General features: G+C 59.1%; 20 protein-coding genes. 11 read left to right on the forward strand and 9 right to left on the reverse strand.

Features of this window, described 5'->3' with window-relative positions; genetic code table 11:
• Positions 1–196 precede the first annotated feature (196 nt).
• Positions 197–2455, forward strand: coding sequence for a CHASE2 domain-containing protein (locus ACS3QZ_RS18835; RefSeq protein ID WP_456039200.1), 2259 nt, complete (start codon positions 197–199; stop codon positions 2453–2455).
• A 60-nt stretch (positions 2456–2515) separates the two neighbouring features.
• Here ACS3QZ_RS18835 and ACS3QZ_RS18840 read toward each other — a convergent pair whose 3' ends face one another.
• The 3 genes from ACS3QZ_RS18840 to ACS3QZ_RS18850 are packed head-to-tail and all read right to left on the reverse strand — an operon-like array spanning position 2516 to position 7402.
• Complete coding sequence (locus tag ACS3QZ_RS18840) at positions 2516–3838, reverse strand: HlyD family type I secretion periplasmic adaptor subunit (protein WP_456039201.1); 1323 nt, start codon at positions 3836–3838, stop codon at positions 2516–2518.
• Positions 3828–6038: a type I secretion system permease/ATPase gene (locus tag ACS3QZ_RS18845; protein WP_456039202.1), complete on the reverse strand. Its 2211-nt coding sequence runs from the start codon at positions 6036–6038 to the stop codon at positions 3828–3830. Before ACS3QZ_RS18845 ends, ACS3QZ_RS18840 begins: the two co-directional genes overlap by 11 nt.
• Positions 6035–7402 (reverse strand): TolC family protein, encoded by a 1368-nt coding sequence (locus ACS3QZ_RS18850; protein WP_456039203.1) that lies wholly within the window; start codon positions 7400–7402, stop codon positions 6035–6037. The genes ACS3QZ_RS18845 and ACS3QZ_RS18850 overlap by 4 nt, the downstream gene beginning before the upstream one ends.
• A gap of 413 nt (positions 7403–7815) precedes the next feature.
• Between ACS3QZ_RS18850 and ACS3QZ_RS18855 the strand changes: the two genes are divergently transcribed.
• Both ACS3QZ_RS18855 and ACS3QZ_RS18860 read left to right on the forward strand, forming a co-directional pair.
• Positions 7816–8031 carry a YgaP family membrane protein gene (locus ACS3QZ_RS18855; protein WP_268920619.1) on the forward strand — a complete coding sequence of 72 codons (216 nt, stop codon included), beginning with the start codon at positions 7816–7818 and terminating at the stop codon, positions 8029–8031.
• A 488-nt stretch (positions 8032–8519) separates the two neighbouring features.
• Positions 8520–8870: a hypothetical protein gene (locus ACS3QZ_RS18860; protein ID WP_456039204.1), complete on the forward strand. Its 351-nt coding sequence runs from the start codon at positions 8520–8522 to the stop codon at positions 8868–8870.
• A 149-nt stretch (positions 8871–9019) separates the two neighbouring features.
• On the opposite strand, the gene ettA is transcribed toward ACS3QZ_RS18860, so the two are convergent.
• Positions 9020–10675 carry an energy-dependent translational throttle protein EttA gene (ettA, locus tag ACS3QZ_RS18865; RefSeq protein WP_456039205.1) on the reverse strand — a complete coding sequence of 552 codons (1656 nt, stop codon included), beginning with the start codon at positions 10673–10675 and terminating at the stop codon, positions 9020–9022.
• A 77-nt stretch (positions 10676–10752) separates the two neighbouring features.
• Positions 10753–11628, reverse strand: coding sequence for a bifunctional helix-turn-helix transcriptional regulator/GNAT family N-acetyltransferase (locus ACS3QZ_RS18870; RefSeq protein WP_456039206.1), 876 nt, complete (start codon positions 11626–11628; stop codon positions 10753–10755).
• Between the two features lie 125 nt (positions 11629–11753).
• Between ACS3QZ_RS18870 and ACS3QZ_RS18875 the strand changes: the two genes are divergently transcribed.
• Positions 11754–12353 (forward strand): nicotinate-nucleotide adenylyltransferase, encoded by a 600-nt coding sequence (locus tag ACS3QZ_RS18875; protein WP_456039207.1) that lies wholly within the window; start codon positions 11754–11756, stop codon positions 12351–12353.
• 10 nt (positions 12354–12363) lie between these two features.
• Here the strand turns inward: ACS3QZ_RS18875 and ACS3QZ_RS18880 are convergent, their stop codons facing one another.
• Positions 12364–13197: a DMT family transporter gene (locus ACS3QZ_RS18880; RefSeq protein ID WP_456039208.1), complete on the reverse strand. Its 834-nt coding sequence runs from the start codon at positions 13195–13197 to the stop codon at positions 12364–12366.
• Between the two features lie 86 nt (positions 13198–13283).
• On the opposite strand from ACS3QZ_RS18880, the gene dacB reads away from it, so the two are divergent.
• Positions 13284–14774, forward strand: a complete 1491-nt coding sequence (gene dacB / locus ACS3QZ_RS18885) for a D-alanyl-D-alanine carboxypeptidase/D-alanyl-D-alanine endopeptidase (protein ID WP_456039209.1) — start codon at positions 13284–13286, stop codon at positions 14772–14774.
• A 16-nt stretch (positions 14775–14790) separates the two neighbouring features.
• Here dacB and ACS3QZ_RS18890 read toward each other — a convergent pair whose 3' ends face one another.
• Both ACS3QZ_RS18890 and ACS3QZ_RS18895 read right to left on the reverse strand, forming a co-directional pair.
• A complete protein-coding gene (locus tag ACS3QZ_RS18890) occupies positions 14791–15240 on the reverse strand; it encodes a L,D-transpeptidase (RefSeq protein ID WP_456039210.1) in 450 nt (149 codons plus the stop codon).
• Entirely contained in the window at positions 15240–15677 is a 438-nt protein-coding gene (locus ACS3QZ_RS18895; RefSeq protein WP_456039211.1) for a tellurite resistance TerB family protein, read from the reverse strand. Before ACS3QZ_RS18895 ends, ACS3QZ_RS18890 begins: the two co-directional genes overlap by 1 nt.
• 120 nt (positions 15678–15797) lie before the next feature.
• Here ACS3QZ_RS18895 and ACS3QZ_RS18900 point away from each other — a divergent pair, with 120 nt between their 5' ends.
• From ACS3QZ_RS18900 to ACS3QZ_RS18910, 3 genes are all read left to right on the forward strand, one after another.
• On the forward strand, positions 15798–17372 hold the full coding sequence (locus ACS3QZ_RS18900; protein ID WP_456039212.1) for a lysine--tRNA ligase: 1575 nt from the start codon (positions 15798–15800) through the stop codon (positions 17370–17372).
• Positions 17373–17501: 129 nt separating this feature from the next.
• Positions 17502–17903, forward strand: coding sequence for a DUF4864 domain-containing protein (locus ACS3QZ_RS18905; RefSeq protein ID WP_093095629.1), 402 nt, complete (start codon positions 17502–17504; stop codon positions 17901–17903).
• Positions 17904–18090: 187 nt separating this feature from the next.
• Positions 18091–20373, forward strand: coding sequence for a right-handed parallel beta-helix repeat-containing protein (locus tag ACS3QZ_RS18910; RefSeq protein WP_456039213.1), 2283 nt, complete (start codon positions 18091–18093; stop codon positions 20371–20373).
• Between the two features lie 47 nt (positions 20374–20420).
• Here the strand turns inward: ACS3QZ_RS18910 and ACS3QZ_RS18915 are convergent, their stop codons facing one another.
• Positions 20421–21320, reverse strand: coding sequence for a DMT family transporter (locus ACS3QZ_RS18915; RefSeq protein ID WP_456039214.1), 900 nt, complete (start codon positions 21318–21320; stop codon positions 20421–20423).
• Between the two features lie 260 nt (positions 21321–21580).
• Here ACS3QZ_RS18915 and ACS3QZ_RS18920 point away from each other — a divergent pair, with 260 nt between their 5' ends.
• From ACS3QZ_RS18920 to ACS3QZ_RS18930, 3 genes are all read left to right on the forward strand, one after another.
• Complete coding sequence (locus ACS3QZ_RS18920; RefSeq protein ID WP_456039215.1) at positions 21581–22765, forward strand: aspartate aminotransferase family protein; 1185 nt, start codon at positions 21581–21583, stop codon at positions 22763–22765.
• Positions 22766–22769: 4 nt separating this feature from the next.
• Positions 22770–23696 (forward strand): ornithine carbamoyltransferase, encoded by a 927-nt coding sequence (gene argF, locus ACS3QZ_RS18925; RefSeq protein WP_456039216.1) that lies wholly within the window; start codon positions 22770–22772, stop codon positions 23694–23696.
• 150 nt (positions 23697–23846) lie between these two features.
• Positions 23847–24884, forward strand: coding sequence for a 2-dehydropantoate 2-reductase (locus tag ACS3QZ_RS18930; protein ID WP_456039217.1), 1038 nt, complete (start codon positions 23847–23849; stop codon positions 24882–24884).

The raw sequence follows: 24884 nt of genomic DNA on the forward strand, positions 1-24884 counted from the left end.
GCCAGTTTGTATTCAGTGCCGAAATCACCGAACGTTCGAATCAGGCTAACATCCGATTTTTTCACTTTCTTTCGCCTGACTTGGAAACGTCTCCGGGTACCGAAATTCGAGTTTTTCGTTACCTTACGTCATGGTGGTCATGCCGAATCAGGGGCGAATCGGTCTGGCTCTATTGAGAACAGGTTGATTGGGGAGCATGCACACTTCTATGCGCGCTTGGGCATCAAAATGGATCGGTTGGGTCAGGGTTGTCGCCCTGCTTGGCGTTTTCTTCGGCCTGATTGTTCGCATTGGCGATCCACTTCCCCTCAGTGTTTTGAGAAACGTTTCGCTTGATTTTTTTCATCAGTCTTATCCTCGGGAATACACGCCGCTTCCGGTTGCCATTATTGATGTGGATGATCGGAGTTTAAGCGAAATCGGGCAGTGGCCTTGGCCGCGCACGCGAATTGCCGAGATTGTGCAGAAGTCTACACTGGCCGGTGCTGCTGCAATAGCGTTTGACATCGTGTTTTCCGAACCGGATCGGCTGTCTCCAGGCGCCGTGGCAATGGACAACCCGCGTTTGCCGCCCGATGTTGTGGAGCAACTGAAAAGTATGCCGGACAACGACATTGTGCTTGCCGAGGCTATTGCCCGAAGCAGGGTCGTTCTGGGGCAGGCCAGCGTTCGGACCATTGAAGGCAACCGGAGCACCAAGATTGAAATGGCGGATGTTCCGCACGCCTTTGTCGGAGGGGACCCGACCCCCTTTCTTCCGCAATTCCCGGACGTCGTGCAGAACCTGCCCATCTTGGAAGCCAATGCAGCGGGGTATGGTGTTTTTTCTGCGCGGCCGGACGTAGACGGTGTCTATCGGAGTGCTCCACTGGTCATCAGCGTTCAGGGCAAGGTTCGGCTTGGTCTAAGCGCCGAGTTGCTGCGGATTGCCACCGGTGGCGGACCATTCCTGGTCAGAACGAACGAAGCCGGAATTGAGGGGGTCGTGATCGCGCGTCAGTTGATCGAGACAGCGCAGGATGGAAGTGTCTGGCCCCATCTGACCCCGTCTAATCGGGCCCGATATGTGTCCGCGACAGATCTTTTGAATGATCGAATGCCGCAGGGAAGACTGGCTGGGCACCTTGTCTTTGTCGGAACATCAGCGATCGGTCTGGAAGACTTCCGCCCCACGATGCTGGGTGTTTCAATGGCGGGGGTCGAGATTCATGCTCAGGTTCTCGAAAATATCATAAGCCAGACGATGTTGAAGCGTCCGAACTACATGATTGCCATCGAACTCGTGGTGACGTTGTTCCTTTGCGTATTGGTTATCTTGTTCGTGCCGGTCATGGCCGCCCGTTGGGTCATCAGCCTGTCTTTGGCCTTGCTTGGGGTCTATGTATCGGTTTCTTACTACTTCTTTACGCAGAGGGGGGTGGTGCTTGATCCTTCATATCCCGTCATTTCGACATTCCTTACCTTTGCGCTCATGACCACCGTCAACTACCTGCGCGAAGAGCGGTTGCGTCGCTCGATCCGGAATGCATTCGGGCAGTATGTATCACCTGATCTTGTCGGTCAGTTGAGTGATCACCCGGAAGACCTGAAGCTTGGGGGTGAGACGCGCGAACTGACTTTGCTGTTCTCAGATGTCCGTGGGTTCACCGCTATCGCCGAAGACTACAAGGATGATCCAGAAGCGCTGACACGCTTGATGAATCAGTTCCTGACCCTCGTTTCGCAGGCGATCATGGATAACGGGGGAACGATCGACAAGTTTATGGGGGACGCGGTGATGGCATTCTGGAATGCGCCGACGAACAATCCGGATCATCCTCGGGCCGCCTGTAACGCGGCACTGAGGATCATGGCGGACATTCATGCATTCAATGAGCGATCGGCGTATGCGGAGGGTGCAGGCATTGAAGGTGGCGCGCGCGCGCGGGAGCATCACAAGATCAATATTGGTGTCGGCATCAATTCCGGCATGTGTGTCGTGGGTAACATGGGAAGTGAAACCCGCTTTGATTACACGGCCCTTGGCGATCCAGTGAATGTCGCATCGCGCCTTGAAGGGCAATCGCGATACTATGGGGTTCAGGTCATATTGGGGATGAACACGGTCAAAATCGTCGGCGACGAGTTTGCGATCCTGAAACTCGATACTGTCATGGTGTTGGGAAAGCACCTTCCGGAAACCATATTTGCCTTGCTGGGCGACAAATCCATGCGGGACGAAGCCGGGTTTCAAGAGATCTTTTCTCTCAACGAGCAAATGCACGAGGCATATGACGCACAGGAATGGGACAAGGCACTACAGAAACTGGACCTGATGCAAAGTATAAACGAGCACCTGGAATTGAGTCTGGCTGTGTACCTGGATCTTTTCAGAAACAGGATCTCGGAGCTTCGTTCAGATCCCCCCGGTGAAGACTGGGATGGTGTCTACAAGTTCACGAAAAAGTCGAGTTAGAGTGGATGCGGAAGGTCATGCATTCCGCGAAGCTTTTCGGAAAACACAGGCCGTCTTTCTCTAACGTTCGTGCAGGGCTTCGGCACGTGCACGCAGAATGGGTTTCGCCAAATAGGACAAAACGGTTTTGCGACCGGTCTGGATATCTACACTTGCAATCATGCCGGGGGTTATCGGGTACACCCGATCCCCGTCCCCCAGATAGGCACGTTCAGTTCGGACGATAACGCGGAAATATTCTACGCCATCCGCATTTTGCAGGGTATCCGCGCTCACGCGATCCACGACGCCGTCCAATGCGCCGTAAATCAGGTAATCATAGGCTGATACTTTCACAGAAGCGGGTTTTCCAGCCGTCACGAATGCGACGTCGCGCGGGCTTAGACGTGTTTCTATCAGCAACGTATCGTCTGTCGGCACGATTTCAATCAAGGCGGCTCCGGGTTGTACAACCGCACCCACGGTCGTCACGTGAACCTTGTTGACCGTCCCTCGGACCGGTGCCTTCAGATCGGCGCGAAACACCCTGTCGTCGGCGGCTCTGAGGTGTTCCTGAACGACCGCGAGTTCCAATTGCAGCCGGGCAAGCCGTTGGCGTGCATTCAGAACGTAGGTGGATTGTGCGGCTTTAATTTCATTTTCGACCTGGCTGATGGCGGCAAGGATCCCGGGTTCCGACGCTTCGCTGACTTCGATGTCACCTGTCAGATCGGCATATCTCGACTGTAGCCTCAGCAATTCGATCTTGGGTACGACGCCCTGCTCAACCAGCTCCCTGGTCTGGTTCATTTCTTCGACAAGTGGTGCAAGCACCGCGCGGAATTTTTCGCGTTTCGTGGAGAGTTCAACAAGGTCAATGCGCCGCTGGACAAGCTTTTGCCTCAGGATTTCCAGATCGCGGTTGAGTTGGTCTCGCTGAGACTGGAATAGTTGCTCTTCTGCGATGGTTGCAAGCGGGTTTCGGCTGGAAAGAGCCTCGGGAAATTCAAGTTCTGGCGCCATTTCAGCTTCTGCTGTCAGACGGACCGCCTCGGCCATCAACGCTTCTTCTTGCTCTCTCAGACGCCCCCGTTCGGATGTGAAATTGGTGTCGTCGATGCGCATCAGTACAAAGCCTGCGTCGACCAAGTCTCCCTCTTGCACCTGGATTTCACGCACGATGCCGCCTTCCAGACTTTGCACAACCTGGATCTGTTGCGATGGGATTACGCGTCCCGACGCATGCGCGGTTTCCTCGATCTCGAATAGGTATGCCCATAGCATAAAAGACGAAATTCCCGCAGCGATGACTGCAAGCACGCGCCAGGGGCCACCTGATGTGGATGTGTCCCCCGCAGCGGGCACGCGATTGACGAACTCCGTATCGCTGGGGCTACCGAACATCACCTGCTCCTGCCTGTTCGTGTTTCGGCATCAACAATTGAGCCATGACTTCTTCTCGCGGCCCGTCAAGAACCACGCGGCCCTGATCAATCACGACCAACCGCGAAGCCATAGCAGTGAGTGAGTGTCGATGCGTTGACACAATTACCCCGGTTCCGGCTTTTTGCAGTTCGCCCAATCTCGAGACAAGCCGTGCTTCCATTTTTTGATCCATGGCGTTCGTTGGCTCGTCCAGGAACAGCATTTTGGGCCTGCGAAGGATCAGGCGGGCAAGCGAGATGCCTTGTCGTTGTCCACCGGAAAGGCGGTCTCCTCGCTCCCCGATAAAAAGATCCATGCCATCCGGGTGTTCGGAAACGAATTCGTCCATCGCGGCAAAATACAACGCGCGCATGACTTCGGAATCGGATGCATGATTGACACCGATCACAACATTTTCCTGCAATGTGCCTGTGAAAAGTTCGGGGTTTTGCGGCAAGTAGCCCACGCCTGCCCGTAACTCCGCCGGTTCGTACTGGTTGATAGCGATGCCGTCTACCAAAACGGTACCCGAATCCGGCGAAATCAGTCCAGAAATGACCTTGCCCATGGTTGTCTTGCCGGATCCGACTCTTCCCAACAGGGCGACGACTTCACCCGGAGAGGCTTTGAAGTTCAGGTTGTTCAAAGCAGAAACGTGAGCGGCGGGATAAGTGAGGGTGACATTCTTGAGTTCGACCTGCCCACGTTTCACCTTGATGTCATGGGAGATGGATTGCGCTTGGTCGACCGGCAGCTTCATGAAACTGTTCAGCGCGCGCAGAGACTTTGTCGCGTACTGTGCCCGCAGGATCGTTTGCGCGATCATCCCAAGGGGCGCCAGAACCCGCCCGGCCAGAATGTTTGCAGCAATCAGGCCACCGATTGAAACCTGTCCTTCGCTGACAAGAAACACGCCCCAGACGATAATTGTCACGCTGACGACCTGCTGAATCAGGATGGTCGAATTTGCCGCAAAGCCGGACCAGATGCGCATGCGCCCGTTGACGCGGGAGGCATCTGCAACGGCTTTTTCCCACTCGCGCTGCATGACCGGTTCGGCATTGACCGATTTGATCGTTTCAATTCCGGACAACGTTTCGACCAGCACAATATGTCGCTTGGTTGCCATTTGTTGCGCACGCTCCGCGGTTTTTCCCAGTGGAACCTGCGTGATCAAGGCAAGAGTGAACACCACGGGCAAGGCGGCAAGGGGAACAAAAGCAAGAGGACCAACGATCCAGAAGAGCAACGCAATAAAGATGCCAATGAACAATACGTCGATCAGCGAAACAAAAGTTGCCGAAGAGAAAAACTCGCGGACGGTATCAAAGTCTCTGATCGTACCGGCAATTCCGGCGGCGCCACCGGGGCGGTTTAGGAGTTTGACATTCATGGCATGAGCGAAAAGCCGAGACGCGACTGTGAGATCGACGCGTTGACCAATATGTTCGATCAGCCCGGCACGAAGCAATCTGAGCACCAGGTCCAAAGAGAGTGCAATGATCACGCCAATCGCCAACGTCCAAAGTGTCACGAACGCAAGGTTCGGAATGACCTTGTCATAGACGTTCATGACGAAGAGCGGCAGGGCGAGGTTTAGTAGGTTGAGGCATAGTGCCGCCAGAAGCACTTGTATCCATGATCGCCTGCAGTCGCGCACTGCGCTCCAAAACCAGTGGGACCGCCGTTGCTCAGGTTTTGCGATCTCGGGCGAAAACCTGCTCTCGGACAATTCGTCAGCTTTGGTGACGAAAAGCACTTGAGACTGAACCTGGCGTCGTAACTGCCGTAACTTTATTTCCCTTTCAATGCCGCCCTCGTGGGGATCAATGACAATCGCGTTTCCCTTGCGACGGTCGATTTCATTCAAAATAATTGCGCCACCGGTTTTCCGCAGCAGCACGCAAGGCAAGACCATTGGGTCAATACGAGGTGGGGAACGCGTAACCATCCGAGATTTCAGCCCGATCGCCGAAAACGCCCGTGCGATCACTTCGAGATCGTTCAGCTTATACCCGCGCGGCATCCGCGCATCCAGGGATGACGGTGAGAAGCGCTGATCAAAGTGATCCGCGAACCAGCGAACAAGCGCCAAGTCATCTGACGCGGCCAGTTCGTTGTGTGGTGACTGATCCGCCAGGTCCACGGCCTGATGAGCAGTACCCCCATCGGATGTCATTCGAGAGGACCGATTGTCGTGTTGAAAATCAGGCTGCTTGGCGACGTTCTGGCGCGTTCACGGAAATTCGGCTCAAGCGCAATGTTGCTGCGTTTGACCCCGAAATACTCTGCCAAAGTGCCCTGCGTCGCAAGGACGCGAAAAGTGCTGTAGACAAGGCTGGCGTCGGCGCTGACCTTTTGAAACTCGACATTGAACCGTGAGCGTTCCACTTCAAGAAGATCCAGCAGGGTGCGTTTGGCCGCATCGAATTCGGTCGCATAGACACCGACGATGAGTTGGTTTATCTCCAACTGTTGTTCAAGTTGTGTCCTGCGCTCTGCCGACGTAACGTAGTTGTTCCAGGATTGAGCGGCCAATTCGCGCACCTCGCGCACGACGGTGTCGCGCTGGAAGCCAGCTTGGTATTCGGATTGGACAAGTGCATTGCGTTCGAATTTGCGCCCGCCTTGATAAACTGTCCACTTGACCGCCAATCCGACATAGGTATCGCTCCGATCGCCAGACAGACCGTTCCGGTTCATTCCGTAAGTGCTGCCAGCGTTGAGCGAGACTTCGGGAAGGTTGTCGGACAGGACAATTTGCTTGTTGGCGCGCACTTCGTCGATCTTGGTATTTGCGTGATGTATGCGAAAATTGTTGCTGAGCGCACGCTGGGTCAATTGCGAAAGAGAACTGGGAACTTTCGCTGCGAAAATACCTGATATCGAGCTGGGTGCAGTGCCGATCACACGTTCGTAGCGTGCATTCGCATCGCGAAGTGATCTTTTCACGTCAATAATCGCCAGGTTGGCTGCATCCACCCGGTCTTCGGCGGTCAGGAGGTCCGAATACGGCAGTCGCCCGCCGTCAACCAGTGAGCGAACACGCTGAGAGATGTCCTGATGCCGTTCGAGGTTGCGGCGCGCGACAGCTAGCAGGCGTTGATTGCGATAGACGTCGAGATAAGCCTCAGTGGCATTCAGCGCCATGGTCTCTGAAGCATCCAGCAGTTTGAAAACATTCCCGTCCAATCGTGCAGCGCGTGCATAGACCATGTTCGCGCGCCGATAACCATCAAACAGGACAAGCTTGGCATTCACGCCGACCTGCTGCCGCCTCTGTGTCTTACTGTTATCTGTTATTGGTAGGAATGCCGGGTCATTCACATGCTGTGCACCGAGTTCGCCAAAAACTTCAACCGTGGGCAGATAGTTTTCCCTGGTTTGGTACAGCTCATAGGCGCTCGCTTTCATTTCGGCGGAGACAGCCTTGATTGACGGGTTGGTGGTGAGCGCGCGTTGTACGGCGGCGCGCAGAGATTCCGCATCTGCAGACGCACCTGCGCCTGACAGAGCCGCTGTTGCGAGAAGCGTTTTGATCAAGACTCTCAATACAGTGCGCTCCGCTATCAAAAAATTTTTAAGTCTTAGACAGTTAACCATACTAAATTATTGGAAATTTGCAAAATTGTGTTTTTGGGACGTCAACTTCCCCCTTTAAGACGCCAGCGAGGGCCTTGGTAAAGGCATTCGGAGTGCACCGAACGGTGCGGGGATGTCCTTGCGCCTGATATGTATCTTACCGCCTTGTTTTGCTGGGTTTCGGGCCTTCGGTAACGCGTCGGTTTCACGTCGGTATTGCGTCGGTATGGATTTGCGGATTTTGCGAAACGGCGGGTGTTAACGCGGCGTGCGCAAGGGTTTGGTAAGGTGTGTCAGATTTAATATTCCACATATTGAATATTAAAGGGAGCGGTGCTATATCTCCTCAAGACCCCGGGCCGCGTGGCCCGACCATGAGGAGAAATGAGATGACCCTTGACCGTGCCGTACTGGCCTTTGCCGGCGTGATGGTTCTTTTGAGCGTGGTGCTGACCGTGTTCGTGCATCCGATGTGGATGTGGTTCACCGTGTTCATCGGTGCGAACATGCTGCAATCGGCCTTTACCGGATTTTGCCCCGCCGCGATGATCTTCAAGGCAATCGGGTTCAAGCCCGGAAATGCGTTCTGAGAATTGACGGAAGACCACTCACGGAAAAGCCCCGCCGGTTAGGCGGGGTTATTGTGTTTGAGGGAGGGGCCGAGTAGCGCCAGACCGGGGGAGAGGTGTTGTGTCTTTCCCGTTTTCGCTACGCGGATGGTTTGGGGCCGGGCGTCGACCGACCGGGGTGGGCGAGCCAACCTGTTTTTTGGGGCGCTTTATGGTGCCAAATACTGCCGACGGTGGTGCGGAGGGAAGCGGGTGCAAAATCGCCCGCCCATGGGGCGGTCGGGCGATGCCCGGCGGCTTGCTTTGCAAGCCTTGAGTCCGGGCTGGATGATCCGTTTTCCCAGCCGTGAGTCACACCGCGCAGCGGAATTCAATGCATCCTGACCCTAAATCATCAATTCCACCGTCTGAGTACTCACCAAGGTAGTCTGAAAAGCTTATTTCCATAATGTGCTTCCACGAATTTGTTTTATCTACATATCCTTGTAGTATTTTCGCATAACGAAGTAATGCGTGAGTATTACGGGGACTCCGAATACCAACAAAAAATCCAGAACTCCCCTGACGGCAATTCCGTTGTAAAACTCAGGAAAGAAGATTTTGGTGCCCCAGCCGCACAGAACGACAGCTATTCCAGCGATAACTTCTCTTTTCGCTTCCTTCGCGGTTTTGTTTTTTTTCACTTTTCATCATGGGAACGCCTTCAGAATTATGAAGGGGATACAATGAAACTGCTGTCATTTGAAGCGGCGGTTCATATGTTTTGCGGGAAAACCAACTTCCGGCGGTCCAAGATTCGGAGGCGGCGCTTTTTCGGAACTTTTACCTGTGTGAAGCACATCACGAAGCCATCCGGTTAGACGGTCGGCAAAAGTCGGAGGCTCGGCAGGCCGTGGTTGCTCCGTCGTTACGCAGGCATTCTGACCCTAGCCGTTTGGACGTTTACGTTGCCACTACCGAATTCGAACTAATACTGACGAGGCTGGCCCGGCGAGGCCGGGCCAGAACTTCACCGCGTAAATTTCTTGTGCTTGAGGCGTTTGGGTTCAAGCGCATCTGCGCCCAGTCGACGCTTCTTGTCTTCTTCGTAATCTTCGAAGTTGCCTTCGAACCATTCCACGTGGGCTTCGCCTTCGAACGCCAAGATATGCGTACAGATACGGTCGAGGAAGAAACGGTCGTGCGAGATGACCACGGCGCAGCCGGCGAAATCGACGAGGGCGTCTTCCAGCGCGCGGAGGGTTTCGACGTCCAAATCGTTGGTCGGTTCGTCGAGGAGGAGCACGTTGCCGCCCTCCTTCAAGAGCCGCGCCATGTGCACGCGGTTGCGTTCACCACCCGAAAGCAGGTTCAGGGGTTTCTGCTGATCGCCGCCCTTGAAGTTGAAGGACGAGCAATAGGCGCGCGAGTTGACCTGTGCGTCGCCCAGTTCGATGATTTCCGCACCACCCGAGATCGACTCCCAGACCGTGTCCTTGGGGTTCAGGTCGTCGCGCGACTGGTCGACATAAGAGAGCTGCACCGTGTCGCCAAGTTCGATCGTGCCGCTGTCGGGCTGTTCCTGCCCGGTGAGCATCTTGAACAGGGTCGATTTACCCGCACCGTTTGGGCCGATCACGCCGACGATGCCGCCGGGGGGCAGGCTGAACGAGAGGTCTTCGATCAGCTGTTTGTCACCCATATGCTTGGAGAGGTTTGTAACCTCGATCACCTTGGAGCCAAGGCGGGGGCCGTTCGGGATGACGATCTGGGCGCGGGTGATTTTCTCGCGCTCTGACTGGTTGGCGAGTTCGTTATAAGCCTGAATACGAGCCTTGGACTTGGCCTGACGCGCCTTTTGTCCCTGCCGCATCCATTCGAGTTCTCGTTCCAGCGTCTTCTGCTTGGACTTGTCTTCGCGGGCTTCCTGCTCAAGGCGCTTGGCCTTTTGTTCGAGCCACGCGGAATAGTTGCCCTCGTAAGGAATGCCGCGGCCGCGGTCGAGTTCGAGGATCCAGCCGGTGATGTCGTCTAGGAAATACCGGTCGTGGGTGACGATCAGGATGGTGCCCTTGTAGTCGATCAGGTGCTGTTGCAGCCACGCGATGGTCTCGGCGTCAAGGTGGTTGGTCGGTTCGTCGAGCAGCAGCATGTCGGGCGCTTCGAGCAGCAGTTTGCAGAGCGCGACGCGGCGGCGTTCCCCGCCCGAAAGGGTCGACACATCGGCGTCATCGGGGGGGCAGCGCAGGGCCTCCATCGAGACGTCGATCTGGCTGTCGAGATCCCAGAGGTTCTGGGCGTCGATATCGTCCTGCAGCTTGGCCATTTCCTCGGCGGTTTCGTCCGAGTAGTTCATGGCGAGTTCGTTGTAGCGATCAAGGATGGCTTTCTTTTCGGCCACGCCGAGCATGACGTTTTCGCGCACGGTGAGCAATTCATCGAGCTGGGGTTCCTGCGGCAGGTAGCCGACCTTGGCACCTTCTGCGGCCCAGGCTTCGCCGGTGAAATCCTTGTCGAGACCGGCCATGATTTTCATCAGGGTCGATTTACCGGCGCCGTTGACGCCGACGACACCGATTTTCACGCCGGGCAGGAAGGAAAGGTGGATGTTTTCAAAGCACTTCTTGCCGCCGGGATAGGTCTTGGAGACCCCCTGCATGTGATAAACGTACTGATAGGATGCCATGGGTGCCGACTCCGTTCGCCAAAAATCGTTTCAGGGGTGATAGCGGAGGGGGCGGGCGGGGGCAATCGGTTCCGCGTCTAGAGATGCTTTTCGAAGAAATGGGTCGGGTAGGGATCGTCGTTGAAGCGGTCGATCTGGTGCCAGCCGGTGGTTTCATAGAGGCGGATGGCCTCGGGGAGGGCGGCGTTAGTGTCAAGCCGGAGGGTGGTCATGCCAAGGCTGCGGGCGGTGTCTTCGGCGGCGGTCATCAGGCGTTTGGCGAGGCCGAGGCCGCGGGCGGAGGGGGCGATCCAGAGGCGTTTGATTTCGCCATAGCCCTTGCCGGTGCCCTTGAGGCCGACGCAGCCCACGGGCAGGCCGTCGGACATGGCCAGTAGAAAGCTGCCGCGCGGCGGGATCATGTCGGTGGCTTCGGGGTCGGCCGAGAGGTTGACGTCAAAGCCCTGCTCAAAACGGCGGGCCAGTTCGGCGTAATAGGCTTGGAGACAGTATAGCGAGTCCGCGTCGCGCGGATCGGCGGCGATGATCTTGATATCGTCCTGTCCGAGCGCCGAGGCGATGAGGTCCATGGCCGCAAGCAGCGCTTCGGGGTTGGGGCCGCGTGCGAGAAGGGTCTGGGCGCGCGCATCGGAGAGGTCGTTATAGGCGGCGAGTTCCTCTTGCCCTTTGGAGGTGAGGCGTGCGGTTCGGCGGCGGGCATCTTCGGGGGCGGGTGTCAGAAGGACGAGGTCTTCTTCTTGCAACGATTTGAGAAGTCGGCTCAGCAAAGTCTTGTCGAGGCCAAGATAGGTACGCACGGTTTCAAGGTCGGCCCCGTCGCGGCCAATAGCGTGCAGGACTCGTGCTGCGCCCAAGGGGCGACCGCGGCCAAGGAAAGACTGGTCCAGAACACCGGTTTCGCGCGTGACGGCGCGGTTGAAGCGGCGGATACGGGTGGCGGGGTTGTGCGGCATGGTTTACCTAAGTCAACTGTTTTCCAACATCTATGGACCGGATTTGTCGGGGTCAAGCGGGGAGTGGTGCGTCGGGGGCGGGCTTTGCGGTTGACAGGGGGCGGGAGCGAGGCAAGAAACCCTTGATGGCAAACGGATTACCATATGTCGCGCCGGGTCAGGTCATCGGCCTGTTGGGGGGATCGTTCGACCCGCCCCACCAGGGCCATGTGCACATCACGCGAGAGGCGTTGCGCCGGTTCGGGCTGGACCGGGTGTGGTGGCTGGTGTCTCCGGGCAATCCGTTGAAAGAACGTGGACCGGCCGCGCTGAGCCGTCGCTTGGCGGCGGCGCGCGAGATCATGCGGCACCCGCGCGTGCATATCTCGGATTTCGAGGCGCGGGCCGGGACGCGCTATACCGCTGAGACGATTGTCAGGTTGCAGGCGGCCTGTCCGCAGGCCCGGTTTGTCTGGCTCATGGGGGCGGATAACCTGGCGCAGTTTCACCTGTGGAAAGACTGGCAGGAGATCATGGCGCGGGTGCCGGTGGGCGTGCTGGCGCGCCCCGGCGACCGGGTCGAGGCGCGCACCGCCAAGGCGGCGCAGGTGTTTCGCCATGCGCGGCTGGCCCCGCGCGAGAGCCGGGCATTGGGCCAAAGCACGGCGCCGGCATGGTGTTTCGTGAATGTGCCGATGGTGGACGCGAGTTCGACCCGCATCCGCGAAAGCGGTCGCTGGCGGTAGGTCCGGAATCTCAGGCTTTGCGGGGCAGGGCGGCGCTGGTGATCCCGGCGCCGATGATCAGAGCCAGACCGCCCCAGGTCAGTAGGTCCGGCAGGTCGCCAAAGACGATCCAGCCGAGTGCAACGGCACCGACAAGTTGGAAATAGACATACGGGGCAAGGGTGGCAGCTTCGGCGCGGGCGTAGGCGAAGAGCAACAGGAAGTTGCCTCCGAGCGAAAAGACCGCGCTGGCGATTGTCAGGCCCGCGAGGGCAGGTGTCAGGGCGGGCGTGAGCATCCAGCAGAACGGGGTCAGCACAAGGGCGCTCAGGAAAAGCTGTGTGAACAGAAGGCTGCCGGGGCGGGCCACGGTCGAGAGCCAGCGTGAGGCGGTGAGAAATGCGCCGTAGAACGTGCCAGCGAGTACGGCAAAACCCATGCCGGGGCCCATGGTGAGGCTGGGGCGCACCACGAGCAGCACGCCGACAAAGCCCACGCCCATGAGCAGCGTGCGCAGGGGCGTGACCTTTTCCCCCAGAAGCAGCACCGAAAGGGCGTAGCTGACGATGGGGCCAACGAAAAAGGCGGCAAAGACATCCGCGACGGGCGCATATTTCAGGGCGAACTGGATCGACGTGATGCCACCCGCGAGCAGCATCGCGCGCAGCCAGATGCGCCAGTCGCGCAGGGCGCGCAGCGTATCGGCCCGCGCCAGAGGCAGTGCGATCAGGCTGCCCAGCACGAAACGCGACCATGCCACGAAGAGCGGGCTGGTGCCGTGCTGGGTGCTCAGCAGCTTGCCTGCCGTGTCCCCGGCGGGGATCATCGACATGGCTACGAACATGAGGGCGGCGAGTTTCCACATGGGTCGCCAGTAACATGTTGGCGACAGGCTCAAAAGCGCGTTCTTGGTTCTTGTAAGCCGTTGCGGGGCGGGGTTAGAATCACGGAATGAGAAAGTCATTTTCGAGACGGGTATTTCTGGCAGGGCTTTTGTCCGGGGCGGCGGTTCCGGGCTGGGCGAACCCGCCCAAGGTCTCGTTGCGCCCGGTGCTGCGCCCATCTACGCTTCTGGCGCGCTCGGCGCCGGGGATGGCGACACTTATCAAGGCTGCCGGGGTCAGTGGCGTTGTGGGCTGCGCGGTCGCCAATGCCCGGACAGGGGAGGTGCTGGAAAGCCACGGGGCGGAAACCGGGCTGCCCCCGGCCAGTGTGACCAAGGCGCTGACCGCCCTTTATGCGCTGGAAACGCTGGGGCCGGACTATCGGTTCAAAACCCGCTTGGTGGCGGCCGGAACCCTGTCCAACGGCGTGCTGAACGGGGATCTCGTGCTGAGCGGGGGCGGCGATCCGACGCTGGACACGAACGGATTGGCCGAGCTGGCCCGCCAGCTCAAGGCCGCCGGGGTGCGCGAGGTAACGGGGCGGTTCCTTGTGTGGGGGGGCGTGTTGCCGCGGGTTGTACGCATCGACGACAAGCAACCCGACCATGCAGGGTATAACCCGTCGGTTTCGGGGCTGTCGTTGAATTACAACCGGGTGCATTTCGAATGGAAACGGGGCGCCAAGGACTATGCAGTGACGATGGATGCGCGCTCGGACCGCTATCGTCCTGCCGTGACGGTCGCGCGCATGAAAATCGCCAATCGGGACCTGCCGGTCTATACTTTCAAGCAGGTCAATGGCGTTGATCATTGGACCGTGGCGCGTTCGGCGCTTGGGAAAGGGGGCGCGCGGTGGCTGCCGATGCGTCAGCCCGAGCTTTATGCCGGAGAGGTCATGCGCACGCTGGCGCGGTCGCACGGGATTGTCCTGAAACAGGCCAAGATGACCAGCGGCGCACCTCAAGGGGCTACGCTGGCGACACTTTCCAGCGACCCGTTGCGCGACATCCTTAAAGGCATGCTGAAGTATTCGACCAACATCACGGCGGAAATGGTGGGGATGATGGCGAGCCGGGCCCGCGGCGCGCAGTTCAGCGATATTCGGGGATCGGCGGATGCGATGAACCTGTGGGCGGCGCAAACGCTGGACATGGCGCATGCAGCCCTGGTCGACCATTCCGGTCTGGGAGAGGACTCGCGCATGCGGGCCAGCGAGTTGGTGCAGGTGCTGAGCCGTGCCGAGCGGCAGCAGGTGCTGCGCCCGATCCTCAAGGACGTTCGCTTGCGCGGAAAAAACGGCAAGGTGGACAAGTTTCATCCGCTGAAGGTGCAGGCCAAGACCGGAACGCTGCATTTTGTCAGCGGGCTGGCCGGGTATGTCAGCGCCCCCGGTGACAGCGAACTGGCCTTTGCGATCTTTGTGGCGGATACATCGGCGCGGGACCGGCTCATCGGCCCGGATCGCGAGCGCCCGCCCGGTGCGCGGACATGGAACCGCAATGCCAAGGCGTTGCAGCAGAACCTTCTGGAACGTTGGGGCGCGGTCTATGGGTCGTGATCCGGTTTGGGTCTGATCACTCGGTCGGTGGCGCGATGATTTCGACCCACATGTTTTTCAGGCCGACCGATAGCGTGAGATCAAAGAGGATCTCGGCATTGTCCGGATGCAGGCGCACGCAGCCGGCCGAGGCGGGCGTGCCGAGCCGCTCGGTCTGATCTGTGCCATGCACCGCATAATTGCCATTGAAGAAGATGGCAAAGGGCATGGGGGCATTGTTGTAAAGGGACGAGCGGTGATACCGCGACAGGGATTGCGCACGAAAGAGGCCATTCGGCGTGCATTTTCCGGGGCGTGCCGTGGATACCGGCCAGTCACGGTGAATGGGCCAGCCGTCAAAGTAGACGGTGAGCGTCTGGGTTGTCTTGTTGACGCGGGCGACCACGGTTTCCGTCGCGCCCGCCGTTGCGACCCCCGGAAGGAGCGCGCAGAGAATGGCGACAAGGAAACCGCGGAGAGACCTCATCAGGTCATGTGACGCGCCCGAGCGCCGCGTTCGATCCCGGCGGCATGGAGGCGGTCGATTTCAAGCTCGTAGCGGATTTCTTCGAGCAGTCGCAGTTCCGGTTCCGCCAGCGAGCCGTCGGCGGCGGCCACGTCACAAGCCAGCGCATAGGCGGTTTCATAAAGACGCTCGGGCAGGTTGTCGCGCACGAGGCCGAAAAGCGCGGCCAGCCCGTCTTCCTGTTCAAAGAGGTCGAACACGATCTGGCTCACTGTTTTCATGCGGTCGACGTCGTATTCACCAAAGACGGGCAGGTTGTTGACCGCCGTCTGGATCTTGATCAGTTCGGCAGTGCGGATGGTTTCATCGCTGGCCGAAATGGCGACCATGACAGCCACGAGGCAGTCCTGCGGGGTAAGCGGGGTAAGAATGTCATCTGCCACTGTCGATTTCCTCATGAATGCGGTGTTGCAGCGCAGAATATTGACTGGCGACGTCAGGAGCAATAGGAAGCGTCAGATTGCCGGATGCAATGATGTGACCGGCCGCAAAACCCCTTGCATGAACCGGAGATGGACATGTCTGACCTGCGCGACGCAGCCCTCGTATCGAAAGCCTGGCCCTTTGAAGAAGCGCGCCGGGTGCTCAAACGGTACAAGGACAAGGCGCCGGAGAAGGGATACGTGCTGTTCGAGACCGGCTATGGCCCGTCGGGTCTGCCGCATATCGGCACCTTCGGGGAAGTGGCACGTACGACGATGATCCGCACGGCGTTCGAGGCGATCTCGGACATTCCGACCAAGCTGATCTGTTTCTCGGACGATCTGGACGGCATGCGCAAAGTACCGGGCAACGTGCCGAATGCGGAGATGTTGCAGGAGCATCTGCAAAAGCCGCTGACCTCGGTGCCCGATCCGTTTGGCACCCACGACAGCTTTGGCGATCACAACAACGCCATGCTACGCCGGTTCCTCGACACATTCGGGTTCGAATACGAGTTCTACTCGGCCACCGAATTCTATCGCTCGGGCCAGTTCGACGAGATCCTGTTGCGCGCGGCGGAACGCTATGACGACATCATGGCGATCATGCTGAAGTCCCTGCGCGAAGAGCGTCGCCAGACCTATTCGATTTTCCTGCCGATCCACCCGGAAACGGGTCGCGTGCTTTATGTGCCGATGAAAGAGGTCAACGCCAAGGATGGCACGATCACCTTTGACGACGAGGACGGCAAGGAATGGACGCTGCCGGTCACGGGCGGCAACGTGAAGCTGCAGTGGAAACCGGATTTCGGCGCGCGCTGGGCGGCGCTGGGTGTCGATTTCGAGATGTATGGCAAGGACCACTCGACCAATACGCCGATCTATGACGGCATCTGCCGGGCGCTGGGCGTGCGGGCGCCGGAACATTTTACTTATGAGCTGTTTTTGGACGAAAACGGGCAGAAGATCTCGAAATCCTCGGGCAATGGCGTGTCGATCGACGAATGGCTGACCTATGCCTCGACCGAGAGCCTGTCCTATTTCATGTACCAGAAGCCCAAGACCGCCAAGCGGATGCATTTCGATGTCATCCCCAAGGCGATGGACGAATATCATCAGCAGTTGCGGGCCTATCACGGGCAGGACCTCAAGGCGCAGTTGAACAACCCGGTGTGGCATATCCATGGTGGGGACGTGCCGCAGAGCAACATGGTGGTTCCGTATTCGATGCTGCTGAACCTCGCATCGGTGGCCGGAGCGGAAGAGAAAGACCAGCTTTGGGGCTTCATCCAGCGCTATGCGCCGGAGGCGAGTGCCGAGACGCACCCCGATCTGGATGCGGCGGCTGGGTTTGCGGTGCGCTACTACAATGACTTCGTGAAGCCGACCAAAGTGTATCGTGCGCCGAGCGATCTTGAGCGCGAAGCGTTGGAAGAGCTGCGCGACAAGCTGAAAACGTGGGAAGGTGGCGCGGATGCGGATGAACTGCAATCGCTGGTCTTCTCAGTCGGACGCGAGCGGTTCGACCCGATGCGCGATTGGTTCAAGGCGCTTTACGAAGTGCTGTTGGGCGCAAGCCAGGGGCCGCGTTTCGGCGGGTTCATCGCGCTTTATGGGGTTGAGGAAACCATTGCCCTGATCGAGCAGGGGCTGGCGGGCGAGCTAGCCTGATTAGAAGCCAAGCTTGACGATTTGAGATGCGTGTGACCCCGCCAATGGCGGGGTCATGTCGTTTCAGAACCCACCTAAAACGATCTGCTGCCTGTTCTGTTGCGTAATTATGGGCAGGAGGATGGAGACATGCGTGTTTTTCTTTCGTTTGTGATGGCACTCGGGCTTTGGGGGGCGGTGGCGTCTGCCAATCAGGATGACGTGAAATTCGTGATCGAAAGCCAGATGGAGGCCTTTAAGGCCGATGACATGGCCGGGGCGTTTGATTTTGCGGCAGACGGGATTCAGAAGGTATTTGGCACAGCCGAACGGTTTGGCGAGATGGTGCGGCGGGGCTATCCGATGGTGCATCGCCCCGAAGAAGTGGTCTTTCTGGAGTTCCGTCAGGAAGCGGGATCGCTTTGGCAGAAAGTGCTGGTCACGGACCAGTCCGGCGTGGTGCATGTGCTTGACTACGAGATGATCCCGACCGAGTCCGGCTGGCGGATTGGCGCAGTCCTGTTGATGAAGCGCGCCGTCGTTGGGACATAGCTGCAACGGATAAAGATTTGTTTCTTATAAGTTAAATCCCAAAGCGTAGCGTTTGGGACGGTCGTCTAAGGCCGTGAAAACCCCTTGTCTGATATTTCCCTGCTGTACCGGTTCCAGGGCCGGGGAGTGAGCCAAGCAGCGAAAAGTGACGGTGCCCCGACGCAGATGGGGTGCAGAAAGGGATTTCATGAACAAGGCGATTACGGATGGTGTGCTTTTCACGCCGCCCCAGTTCGAAAACGGGTTGGATGTCTGGTCGAGCGAGGACGGGACGCCGGGGTCCGATACCTATGAGAACGCGTTAAACGCGGCCTTCGTGCCGGCCGATCAGGATTTTGGCGGCTGCCTTGAGCTTCAAAAGACCGACAGTGTGCAAAAGCTGCGCTACATGGGCGAAACACCCATTCTGCCCGGCTGTTACCTGCGGGTCACGGCGCGGGTGAAGGCGATCAGCGGGAACCTTCCTTCGGTGCGGATCGCGGCCTGGGCCGGGAACGGCAGCCATGCCCACGTGTCCGGGCTTACCGAAACCGGGCCTTCGGTGACGTTGTCGTCATATGGCAAAACTGTCGAGGTGAGCGCGATTGTCGGCAGTGGCGGGCGCGACGGGGTCGACATGGTCTGGGGCACCGCCCCTGTCTACGGTCATTTCGGGCTGGACCTGACCGGGTTGAACGGAGGGATCATTCGGATCGACGATATCGAGATCGAAGACATCACTCACGCGTTTCACCGGGACATGATGAACTGGGTCGATGTCAAGGATTTCGGGGCCGTAGGTGATGGCAGCACCGATGACAGCGCCGCCTTTATCGCTGCGGATGCAGCCGCAAACGGGCGCGCGGTGCTGGTGTCAGAAGGGGTTCACTACCTCGGGTCCGGCGTGACTTTTGACAACCGGGTCGTGTTCGAGGGCACGGTTACGATGGAGACCGATGGTATTCTGTCCCTGACCAAGAATTTCGACCTGCCCAGCTATATTGATGCCTTTGGTGACGAAGAGCTTGCCTTCAAGAAGGCTTTCCAGTCGCTGCTCAACAGTGCGGACCATGAAAGCCTTGACCTTGGGGGGCGGCGGCTGACCATTTCGGCGCCGATCGACCTGCAGTCCATTGTGCCCAACCGGACATCCTACGCGCAGCGCCGTCACATCCATAACGGGCAGTTTTATGTGACCGGGGACAGCGCGTGGGACCCGGACGTTGTCACCAGCCAGGCGACCTATTCCGCGAGCGACGGGCGCACGCTGCGCAACGTGGTCAACGTGGCCAATATCCAGGTCGGTTCGCTGGTGACCGGCAATGGCGTGGGGCGCGAAATCTATGTGCATTCCAAGAACACCGCGACCCAGGAAGTGGTGCTGACGCAGCCGCTTTATGATGCGGAGGGCACGCAGAACTACACGTTCACCCGGTTCAAGTACATTCTGGATTTCAGCGGGTTCTCGAAGATCTCGCAGTTCCAGATCTCGAATGTCGAGTTCCTCTGCAACGAACTGGCCAGCGGTATCCTGTTGTCGCCGAGCGGCGTGGTGTTCCACCTGCGCGACAGTTTCATCACCCGCCCGCGGGATCGCGGGATCACCTCGCCGGGAGAGGGCTGTCAGGGCATGCTGATCGACCGCTGTCAGTTTCTCACCCGTGAAGGGAGCGAGCGGGCGCAGGACCGCGTTACGGTGGCCATCAACACCAATGCAAACGACGTCAAGCTGCGCAACAACCGCGCCAGCCAGTTCCGGCATTTCGCGGTGATCGGGGGCACCAACTCGACCATCACCGGAAACCATTTTTTCCAGGGCGATGGCCAGGCGGACGGGGTGCGCACGGCGGGGATCGTTCTGGCGCAGGGCTATACCTCGACCACGATTGACGGCAACTATGTGGACAATGCGACGATCGAGTGGACCAACGAATACGACTCGGAGCCGGAATTCACGGGCGGGTTCTCGTTCGGGGCGCTGTCGATCACGGACAACGTCTTCCTGTCGGGCGACGTGGCGCCGTGGTTCGCCTATCTGGTGATCAAACCCTATGGGCAGGGCCATTTCATCACCGGCATGAACGTGACCGGCAACAAGTTCCGCTCGATTAACGGGACGATTGACCGGGTGGACCGGGTGGATACAAGCTTTGCCGGTCTGGACATGGGGCGGGGTAAAAACGTGTTTGTCTCGGGCAACACGTTCCACAATGTCACGACACCGATCTACAATCCGCTTCAGATCACCCACGAACAGAACACCGCCAGCAACACCTGGACGGTCAAATCCGAGGGGCAATTGCCCTTTGGCGGCCGCAGCCGTGGTGTGGACGCGGTTGTGGCGACGAAGGCGCTGCGCAATGGTTCGAACCAGATCACCTTTGCCACGCCCTATGTCGGGCTGCTGTCGGGGAGCGGGCAGGATGAAGTCACGCTGCACTGGGAGACCGCGATGACCGGGGATGTCACGGTGACCGTGCGTATGGACTGATCCCGATGTAGGTGAAGAATGGCGGCGCTTTCGGGGGCCGCCATTTGTCATGGGATCTGGTGCATTCGGGGGCGCGCTTCGCGCCAGATGAGGATCGCGGCGGCGGTCAGGACCAGCCCGGCACCGATCCAGGACACCCGGTCGGGATGCACGTTAAAGATCAGCGCGTCATAAAGCGCGGCAAAGGCGAGGGTCATGTAGAAGAACGGTGAGACAAAGCTGGCATCGGCGCGGGCCATGGCGTTGATGAAACAGGTCTGTGCCATCGCCATCAGGACGCCGATCCCGGCCAGCGCGGCCCATTGGGCGGCGGTGGGTGTCTGCCACACAAGGAGCGCGGCACAGGTGGATATGAACAGCCCGATCGCGTTGTTGATCAGCAGAATCTGAAATGGACGCTCGCGCCCGGCCAGAAGTTTGATGAAGATCACTTCGGCCCCCATGCTGAGCGCAGCACCGAGGGCCAGCAGGGCGCCGAATTCAAGGCTGCCCGTACCGGGGCGCACAAGCACCAGGGCGCCGCAAAAGGCAACCGCCGCCGATCCCCAGCGCCATGGTCCGATCCGTTCACCCAGAAACGGGATGGCAAGAAGCATTCCGACCACCGGGTTCAGAAAGCTGATCGCGGTGGCGTCGGAGAGCGGGATGAAGGCGGCGGCGGCAAACATCAGCGACACGCCGCCCCAACCAAAGGTCGAGCGCCCGACATGCAACCCCCATGCAGGTTTGGAAATGGTCGGACGCATCACGGCGGCAACGCTGGAGATTGCAAGAAAGGCGAAGAGAAAGCGGCCATGGCTGATCTGCAGGGGATGGAGTTCCGGCCCCAGCGCGCCTGTGCCAAGCGCCTTGGCCAAAAGGGTTGTCCCCGCCGCGAAGGCAGAGGCCGCAATCGTGAGCACTGCGGCGAGCGTGGGGTTGGCGCTGATGGGGGGAACGCGTGTCATTCCTGCACCTTTGCGGCCAATGTTGTCCTTTCGCAAGCGTCGAGTCGGGAATCCTCTTTTCAAACGCCTTTTCCGCCGCTAGAGACGCGACATGACCAAACACGCACATATCCTTGTTTTGCGACGCCGACGCCTGAGCGCGTAACCGGTTCCGTTTGTTCATTGCGCCACAAATTGGCGCAGACTCTTCCAACATCGTTGACGTTAATGCCCCAAGTGTTGCAGTCACAGGGCTTCACACATGCAAAAGGATGATCCGCATGATCCCGTCCGTACTTCCGACCTATTCGCGCGCACCGCTGACCTTTGTCAAAGGCGAAGGCAGCTGGATGATTGAGGCGGATGGCCGACGTTTTCTTGACCTCGGGGCCGGGATCGCGGTGAATGCACTGGGCCATGCCAACCCGGTTCTGGTGAACGCTCTGACCGAACAGGCGGGCAAGCTTTGGCATGTCTCGAACCTCTACAATATCGAGCAACAGCAGGCGCTGGCGGACAAGCTGGTGGACAATACCTTTGCCGACACGGTGTTCTTTACCAATTCCGGCACCGAGGCGTGTGAACTGGCCGTGAAGATGGCGCGCAAGTACTGGTATGACAAGGGCCGGCCCGAGAAGGTCGAGATCATCGGCTTTGAAGGCGCGTTCCACGGGCGCAGCTCTGCCGGGATTGCTGCGGCTGGTGGCGAGAAGCTGACCAAGGGCTTTGGCCCGCTTCTGCCCGGTTTCCGGCATGTACCGTGGGGGAATCTCGAGGCGGTCGAGGCAGCCATTGGCGCGGAAACGGCGGCGGTGATCGTTGAGCCGGTGCAGGGTGAGGGCGGTATTCGCCCCATGGCCGATGCCGACCTCAAGGCGTTGCGCGCAATGTGCGACGCCGCAGGGATTTTGCTGATTTTTGACGAGGTGCAATGCGGCGTAGGCCGGACAGGGCGGCTGTTTGCCCATGAATGGGCGGGCGTGACCCCGGACATCATGATGGTGGCCAAGGGCATCGGCGGGGGCTTTCCGCTCGGCGCGGTGCTGGCCACCGAAGACGCGGCTAGTGGCATGACGCTGGGCACGCATGGGTCGACCTATGGCGGCAATCCTCTGGCCTGTGCCGTGGGTTGCGCAGTGATGGATGTGGTGTCTGATCCCGCATTCCTCGAAGAGGTGAACACCAAGGCCGGGCTGTTCCGTCAGAAGCTTGAGGGGCTGGTCGCCGGACACCCGGAGGTGTTCGAGGCGGTGCGCGGTTCGGGCCTGATGCTGGGGCTGAAATGCAAGCTGCCTTGTGGCGACGTGGTCGCGGCGGGGTATGGAGAAGAGCTGATCACTGTCCCGGCAGCGGACAATGTCGTGCGCCTGTTGCCGCCGCTGACGATTTCCGAAGAGGAAATCGCCGAAGCGGTGGCGCGGCTGGATGCGGCGGCCACGAAATTGGCCGCGGATGCAAAGGATTAACAAGATGAACCATTTTCTCGATATCAATAAGACAAGCGTGGATGAGCTGCGCGGTATCATCGAAGACGCCAAGGCGATCAAGGCGGCGCGCAATGGACGCCCCAAGGGCGCGCCGGATGACCAACAACCGCTCAAGGATCACATGGTTGCGCTCATCTTCGAAAAGCCCTCGACACGGACGCGGGTGAGCTTTGACGTGGGCGTGCGCCAGATGGGCGGGCAGACCATGGTTTTGTCGGGAAGCGAGATGCAGCTTGGCCATGGGGAAACCGTGGCCGATACCGCGCGGGTGCTGAGCCGCTATGTCGACCTGATCATGATCCGGACCTTTGAAGAGGCGACGCTTCTGGAAATGGCGGAACATGCGACGGTTCCGGTGATCAATGGTCTGACCAACCGCACGCATCCCTGTCAGATCATGGCCGATATCCTGACCTATGAAGAAAAGCACGGGTCGATTGCAGGAAAGAAGGTGGTCTGGTGCGGCGATGGCAACAACGTGTTCGCCAGCTTTGCCCACGCGGCAGGCCAGTTCGGGTTTGACCTGACATTCTCGGGGCCGGAGCCTTTGGACCCTGAAATGGTGTTCGTGCAGGAGGCGCGCGCCAAGGGGGCCAAGGTCGAGATCGAGCGCGACCCGGCCAAGGCCGTGGCCGGAGCGGACCTGGTTGTCACGGATACCTGGGTCAGCATGCATGATGCACCCTCGGCCCGCGAACGTCGCCACAACCAGCTGCGCCCTTACCAGGTGAATGCAGACCTGATGCGCCATGCCAAGGACGACGCGCTTTTCATGCATTGCCTGCCAGCGCACCGCAACGAAGAGGCCACCAACGAAGTGATGGACGGGCCGAACTCGGTGATCTTTGATGAGGCGGAAAACCGGCTGCATGCCCAAAAAGCGATCATGCGGTGGTGCGTCGGGCGGTAAGTCCGACACCTGTCAACAAAACCAAGAGGGCGTCGCGCGAAACCGTGGCGCCCTTTGTTGTTTCACGTTAGGGTTGAGACGCCGCAAATTTGCCCTAAATCCGATCTAGGGCTGATCGGGGCGATTTTCTTTGAGAAAAGGGGGCACAGCATGACGTCTGATACGGCACATCACTCTGGATCACCGCGGATTGTCGTGGCAGGTGCCGGTGCTGTGGGCTGTTTCATCGGAGGGATGCTGGCGCGGGGCGCGCATGATGTGACCCTGCTCGTGCGCCCCTATATGGCCGAAGAACTTTCGCGTCAGGGTCTGACCCTCACGGATTATTCCGGGATCGACGAAGAGCTGTCCCCGGACATGGTGAGCATGTCCACCACGCCCGAGTGTCTGGCCGGGGCGGAGATCATTCTCGTCACGGTCAAGAGTGGCGCGACGAAGGACATGGCGCAGCTGATCGCACGGCACGCGCCCAAGAGTGCCGTGGTGGTGAGCCTTCAGAACGGCGTTCAGAATGTCGGCATCCTGCGCGAAATGCTGGCCGGGTATGACGTGCGCGCGGGCATGGTGGGCTTCAATGTCGTCGCGATGGGGGGCGGCCGGTTTCATCGGGGCACTAGCGGCGACTTGGTGATCGAGAAGGGGCCGGGACACATCGCGTGGACGCTGAGCGTGAAAGATCTGGACTTCACCGAGCGCAGGAAAATGGCGCCTTTGCAGTGGGGCAAGCTGTTGATCAACCTCAACAACGCGCTCAATGCGCTTTCGGGATTGCCGCTCAGGAAACAGGTTCTGGACATGCGCTGGCGGCGGCTGATGGCCGACCAGATGAGCGAGGCGTTGCGGGTGCTTGAGGCCGCGGGGCTTGAGACCATCAACCCGGTGCCGGGACCGGTTCCGATGCGGCATGCCCCCAAGGTCCTCCGCCTGCCGACCGTGCTTTTCCGCCTTATCGCGCGCACGATGTTGTCCATTGATCCGAATGCGCGCAGTTCGATGTGGGCCGACCTCGCGCGCGGGCGGGATACAGAGATCGAGGAGCTGCAGGGGCTGGTTGTAAAGCTGGCGCGGGAAAACGGCATTCCCGCGCCGCTCAATGAGCGTGTGCTTGAGCTGGTGCGTCAGGCCGAAAAGATCGGCACGGGGTCGCCCAAGCTGAGCCCGAAGGAGGTGCGGGGGCGCAAGCGCTAG

This window comes from Shimia sp. W99, assembly GCF_053851455.3.

Coding starts and splice junctions, on each gene's coding strand:
- ettA (WP_456039205.1), bottom strand. CDS start 10,675: ATGGCATCCTATCAGTACGTTTATCACATGCAGGGGGTCTCCAAGACC.
- ACS3QZ_RS18905 (WP_093095629.1), top strand. CDS start 17,502: ATGCGTGTTTTTCTTTCGTTTGTGATGGCACTCGGGCTTTGGGGGGCG.
- ACS3QZ_RS18890 (WP_456039210.1), bottom strand. CDS start 15,240: ATGAGGTCTCTCCGCGGTTTCCTTGTCGCCATTCTCTGCGCGCTCCTT.
- ACS3QZ_RS18915 (WP_456039214.1), bottom strand. CDS start 21,320: ATGACACGCGTTCCCCCCATCAGCGCCAACCCCACGCTCGCCGCAGTG.
- ACS3QZ_RS18930 (WP_456039217.1), top strand. CDS start 23,847: ATGACGTCTGATACGGCACATCACTCTGGATCACCGCGGATTGTCGTG.
- ACS3QZ_RS18920 (WP_456039215.1), top strand. CDS start 21,581: ATGATCCCGTCCGTACTTCCGACCTATTCGCGCGCACCGCTGACCTTT.
- argF (WP_456039216.1), top strand. CDS start 22,770: ATGAACCATTTTCTCGATATCAATAAGACAAGCGTGGATGAGCTGCGC.
- ACS3QZ_RS18840 (WP_456039201.1), bottom strand. CDS start 3,838: ATGTTCGGTAGCCCCAGCGATACGGAGTTCGTCAATCGCGTGCCCGCT.
- ACS3QZ_RS18900 (WP_456039212.1), top strand. CDS start 15,798: ATGTCTGACCTGCGCGACGCAGCCCTCGTATCGAAAGCCTGGCCCTTT.
- ACS3QZ_RS18860 (WP_456039204.1), top strand. CDS start 8,520: ATGCGTGAGTATTACGGGGACTCCGAATACCAACAAAAAATCCAGAAC.
- ACS3QZ_RS18895 (WP_456039211.1), bottom strand. CDS start 15,677: ATGAGGAAATCGACAGTGGCAGATGACATTCTTACCCCGCTTACCCCG.
- ACS3QZ_RS18845 (WP_456039202.1), bottom strand. CDS start 6,038: ATGACATCCGATGGGGGTACTGCTCATCAGGCCGTGGACCTGGCGGAT.
- dacB (WP_456039209.1), top strand. CDS start 13,284: ATGAGAAAGTCATTTTCGAGACGGGTATTTCTGGCAGGGCTTTTGTCC.
- ACS3QZ_RS18870 (WP_456039206.1), bottom strand. CDS start 11,628: ATGCCGCACAACCCCGCCACCCGTATCCGCCGCTTCAACCGCGCCGTC.
- ACS3QZ_RS18835 (WP_456039200.1), top strand. CDS start 197: ATGCACACTTCTATGCGCGCTTGGGCATCAAAATGGATCGGTTGGGTC.
- ACS3QZ_RS18910 (WP_456039213.1), top strand. CDS start 18,091: ATGAACAAGGCGATTACGGATGGTGTGCTTTTCACGCCGCCCCAGTTC.
- ACS3QZ_RS18855 (WP_268920619.1), top strand. CDS start 7,816: ATGAGGAGAAATGAGATGACCCTTGACCGTGCCGTACTGGCCTTTGCC.
- ACS3QZ_RS18880 (WP_456039208.1), bottom strand. CDS start 13,197: ATGTGGAAACTCGCCGCCCTCATGTTCGTAGCCATGTCGATGATCCCC.
- ACS3QZ_RS18875 (WP_456039207.1), top strand. CDS start 11,754: ATGGCAAACGGATTACCATATGTCGCGCCGGGTCAGGTCATCGGCCTG.